This is a genomic window from Helicobacter bilis, assembly GCF_900198365.1.
GTDB classification, from domain to species: Bacteria; Campylobacterota; Campylobacteria; order Campylobacterales; family Helicobacteraceae; genus Helicobacter_A; species Helicobacter_A bilis_B.
Genome location: NZ_FZMS01000051.1, coordinates 1 through 3,220, shown reverse-complemented (window position 1 = coordinate 3,220; position 3,220 = coordinate 1). Strand labels below are relative to the sequence as shown.

The 3,220-nt window shown below is 33.5% G+C and carries 2 protein-coding genes; one reads left to right on the top strand and one right to left on the bottom strand.

Going from position 1 to position 3,220, the window contains the following annotated elements:
* Positions 1 to 455 precede the first annotated feature (455 nt).
* Positions 456 to 890 carry a hypothetical protein gene (locus C6H08_RS07245; RefSeq protein WP_034579308.1) on the bottom strand — a complete coding sequence of 145 codons (435 nt, stop codon included), beginning with the start codon at positions 888 to 890 and terminating at the stop codon, positions 456 to 458.
* A gap of 204 nt (positions 891 to 1,094) precedes the next feature.
* On the opposite strand from C6H08_RS07245, the gene fliK reads away from it, so the two are divergent.
* Positions 1,095 to 3,005, top strand: a complete 1,911-nt coding sequence (fliK, locus tag C6H08_RS07240; RefSeq protein WP_034579310.1) for a flagellar hook-length control protein FliK — start codon at positions 1,095 to 1,097, stop codon at positions 3,003 to 3,005.
* Positions 3,006 to 3,220 lie beyond the last annotated feature (215 nt).

Genomic DNA, 3,220 nt, shown 5'->3' with positions numbered 1-3,220 from the left:
AACGATATTTTTACATAAAAAGGGAGTAAATCTTGTTTTATTTTAAGCTTTGTTTAAGTGTTTTAGAAGTTAAGATTCCCTGCCTTTATGATTGGAGTGCATGGCTTGTGGCACAAAAAATAGTAAGAAATTAGTTTTTCTTGCTATTTTGAACCATAGGCGAAAAATCTTTTTGTTAGATTCTGTATTAGATATTTCGCTACGCTCAATATGACAATTTTTAGATTCTAAACATTATATTTTGGAGTCATCAGTAAAATATGCATTTAATGATATTAACTCTTGCAAAAAAAATATATCACAACTTACTATGACTAGAGAGTGTAGAAACAAAACCATAATTAAGATTTCAGCATGAAAGATTCTAGCCCTACATTAAAAGCCATATTGAATCTATCTTTATGCCAAGCAGACATGTTAGTCTAAAAGTAGAATCTTTAGGATAAATATCAAAATTAATCTAGTCCTTCTATCTCTGTATCTGTGCATAAGAATGCACTCTTTGTTTTTAGATTTGAATTTGAACGCAAACAAGCGCGTAAAAATACATCAGCTTCTTCAAGGCTAGAAAAAATAGTAATAGTTTCTGTAAAAGTCATAACTTCATAAAGGTTTGTAAAAATCCCCATTTTTTCCATGAAAGTTTCAAATCCACTTACATTGTTTTTTAAACTTCTCTCATCTTTATCAAGTTTATTAATGGTAATTTTATAGAGATGAAACTCATGGGTAATGCCCCTTTCTGTGCGTGCATCAAACTTGCTGCCGGGCTCTGGCAAAATCATATTTGTGCCATAAAATTCATTCGCACTTGCAACAAGCTCTTCAGGTTTCACCACCGAAAAAACCATAGGCAAATCAACCAAAAAATCAGCTTTTTTCTGACTCATACATCACTCCTGCATAATTATAAAATATTGATTATCCATCTGCAATTATATGCAATAAAATAAAATGTTTGCAATATTTTTCCTATTTTTATAATCAAAACATTTTGAAAGTTAGCATTGTATCATATTGTATTAAAAATACACTATTTGGGAATAAATTTTGCTTCTACTTTAGCGATATTTACAAATTATAAGGAGTGCTTTATGGTCGCTGATATGAATGTTTCTGGGATAAGCCAATCTCAAGCAACGCCCACAGATAGTCCAAAGCAAAAAGCAGATACAGATACCACGACACTCTCATTTTCTGAAGCACTTGCAAGTAAAGAACAAAAAGATTCTATAAAGATAAAAGACTCAAAAGAAACAAAAGAGAGTGAAAAAAAGACAGATAAAAAAGATATTAAAGATTCTAAAGAAACAAAAGATTCTAAAGACTCTAAAAATGTAGCTAAAGAAAGTGAGCCAAATCCACTCACAACAAAGCCAAATAAAAAGCAAGATGAAGCAACACTTGCTAAAGCGTTGAAAGAGAGTAAAGAAGAAGATAAAGATACTGAATCTAGTGAAGAAATAGACGCACAAGGGATAGATCTGCAAGACAAGCTAAAAGAAGCAAAAAAGGGCAAAACCGATAAGATAGAATCTAGCCCTAAAGATTCTAAAATCGCAAAAAAAGAAGATTCCACAAAAACTAAAGATAAAAAAGATAATGCGAATAAGCTAGATGTTGCAGCAGAATCTTTGCAGCAAAATAGCGAAAATGTAGCTGAAGTAGATGAAGAGATAAGCACTAAAAAAGATGAAGTAAAACCAACAGAATCTAAAGCAAAAAATGTAGCACAAGATAAAGAATCTCAACTAAAAAGTCTCAATGATGTAAAAAAGGAAGCACAAGCAAGAAATCTCAATCTACAAAAAATGGAGATTATAGAAAATGGCAAGAAAAATCCCATAAATCCACAAGATTTAATGGATAGAAGTCTGCTTGAGGGTAATAAAGAGCGACTTGCATTTTCCTTGCAGGATAAAGGACAGGCAATAAGCACTTCACTTGCTAAAACAAGTATGCAAGATATGGGAGAGCAGGCAAAAAAAGATACACTATTAGCAGAGCTATTAAACCGCTATGATGCAAATGCCAATGCTAAACGAAAAGCACAAAATGAGATGGAAAAATTGCAGTTTAAAATCGGTGATGGCGATAAGTCTATGGTGATTGAACGCACACATATTCAACCAAAAAACATTACAGAATCTAAAGTCCGCAATGAGATTATGGAGCAAGAATTTTTAGAAGAATTGCAGGGCATTACAGGTGATGAGGATTTAGCAGATTTGCTTGAAGTCAATCGCACAAAAATCACCGCGCACATAGCACAGCAAAGCTCTAAAATTGCTAATGGTAAAGATTCTCTTACTATACAAAAAACCTATCAAGGCTGGGCGCAACAAGGGCAGTTTTTAGACCCAAAAGAAATCAAAGATTCTAAAAATGTAGCCTTTGAAATGGATGTGCAAAAGCCTTTTGATGCTTTATTTGCGGAGAATCTAAAGACAGATTCTAAAGCAAAAGAAGCAGAAGTTATAAGCAAGATGGATAAAAAAGTTGAAGAAACACCAAAAGAAAAAGTCGATGCAAAGCAAGAAGTGGGTTCCGTGCATACAAAGCAAGAAGTGAATATGAAAAATGCGATGGCAAGGGAAGCAATGAAGCATTTTGCAAGTCAGTTTAAAGAAGAGATTCTAAACTATAAACCGCCTATTACACGCATTAATCTAGAGCTTAATCCCGCAAATCTTGGGCAAGTGGCAATGACTATTTCTAAGAAAGGTAAAGACCTACAAGTAAGTATTACCTCAAATGCGAATGTTATGACAATGTTTGTGCAAAACGCACAGGAATTGCGACAGAATCTTATGCAAATAGGCTTTAATAACCTTGATTTAAACTTCAGCACACATGATGGAGGTGGCAGTAATGCTGGACAAAATGACTCTAAAGACCAAAAGGAAAATAACCTTAAACTTCAAAGCATTGAAGAAGCCGAAGCCCAAACACAACTTGGCAATATCCCACAATCACTTGAGATTGCATTACCGCAATATGCGTGATGAAAATGTGTTTAATAACTTAGGGTCTTTTTAGTTTTTTTAGAATTTGAAGATAAATTCAATGCAGGTTGGTATTGTTGGGAATCTTGATGGCCACCGTAATGTAAAATTTTTGTTGAAATTCGCTTAATGTATGTGGATTTGCTGCTTTTCTCGCTGCATCATAGATTCTAAAGCTAAAAGCAAGTTTGAATCACAAAAGATTCCCGCTTTAA